This is a genomic window from Microvirga pakistanensis (genome assembly GCF_004458765.1).
Lineage (GTDB): Bacteria > Pseudomonadota > Alphaproteobacteria > Rhizobiales > Beijerinckiaceae > Microvirga > Microvirga pakistanensis.
This window is the reverse complement of sequence record NZ_SPJX01000594.1, coordinates 1-223: the sequence shown is the minus strand read 5'-3', so window position 1 is coordinate 223 and position 223 is coordinate 1. Positions and strand designations below refer to the sequence as shown.

Below are 223 nucleotides of genomic sequence, written 5' to 3'. Positions count from 1 at the left end.
GTTCGGCCGCGCCCACGGCCTCAAAGGCGAGGTGCGGCTCAAATCCCATACGGGCGATCCCCAGGCGATCGCCGGTTACAGGCCGCTCATCGCGTCGAACGGCAAAACTTATTCCCTCAAGTCTGTGCGCCAGGCTCCTGGCGGCACGCCCGATCTCCTGATCGCCGTCGTCGAGGGCGTGACCACCCGCGAAGCCGCGGAGGCCTTGAACCGCGTGCAGCTC

Annotated in this window: 1 protein-coding gene; it reads left to right on the top strand. The window is 67.3% G+C overall.

Annotated features, from left to right (window positions below; translation table 11 throughout):
• On the top strand, positions 1 to 223 hold a 223-nt coding region (locus E4K09_RS24015), incomplete at both ends, for a ribosome maturation factor RimM (protein WP_483238023.1).